The sequence below is a fragment of the Pseudomonas sp. GD03862 genome, from assembly GCF_029840855.1.
Classification (GTDB): Bacteria; Pseudomonadota; Gammaproteobacteria; order Pseudomonadales; family Pseudomonadaceae; genus Aquipseudomonas; species Aquipseudomonas alloputida.
Window position 1 is genome coordinate 1 of record NZ_JAOCDI010000117.1, and the last position, 999, is coordinate 999.

Consider the following 999-nt stretch of genomic DNA (forward strand, 5'->3'; position numbering starts at 1 on the left):
TGGAACCCGTGTGGAAGTGCATGACGCCAACGGCACGCTGGTTGCCACTGTGGTGGCGGCCCCCGACGGCAGCTTCACCGTCACCCTCGACCCGCCTCAGGCCAACGGCGAACTGCTGGACGTGGTCGCTATCGATGACGGCGGCGTTTCCTCGCTGCCCGCCCAAATCACCGCGCCCGACATCACTGCCCCTGCCGCACCGACCGAACTGGCCGTGAGCGCGGACGGCAGCGTTATCACCGGCCGTGCCGAACCGGGCAGCACCGTGCGCATCGTGGCTGCCGACGGCACCGAACTGGGCACTGCTGTGGTCGGCCCGACCGGCGTGTTCAGCCTCAACCTCAATCCGCCACAAGTTGACGGCGAAGTGCTACAGGCCGCCGCGACCGATGCTGCTGGCAACACATCGCCAAGCAGCGCAGTTACCGCACCGGATATCGACGGGGTCGATACCACGCCACCGGCAGCCCCGACTGACTTGGTGATCGGCCTTGCCGGTAGCCAACTCAGTGGTCGAGGCGAAGTGGGCACCACCGTGCAGGTGCGTGACGCGGTCGGCAACATCCTCGCGACCGGCACCGTCGCTGCAGATGGCACCTTCGTCATCGCCCTGGACCCTGCCGTGAATGACGGCAGCACCTTGCAAGTCACCCTCACCGACGCCGCAGGCAACGTATCGCAACCGGGCTCGGTCACCTCGGCCGACTTGCTGCCGCCCGCACAACCGACTGACTTGACCCTGGCCGATGGCGTCACCTTCACCGGTCGCGGCGAGCCTGGTGCTACCGTGCAGGTGCGCGACGCAGCCGGCAACCTGATTGGCACCGGTGTCGTCGGTGCCGACGGCCTGTTCAGCCTCACCCTGTCGCCTGCTCAGGCCAATGGCGAAGCTCTCGACGTACGCTTGGTGGATGCTGACGGCAACGCCTCGGCGTCACTGCAATTCGATGCGCCGGACATCACACCGCCCGATGCGGTCACCGATATCCTAATCGGCCT

Annotated in this window: 1 protein-coding gene; it reads left to right on the forward strand. The window is 66.8% G+C overall.

What is annotated here, in order from left to right; translation table 11 throughout:
- On the forward strand, window positions 1–999 hold a 999-nt coding region (locus tag N5D53_RS27600; protein WP_279841143.1), incomplete at both ends, for an Ig-like domain-containing protein.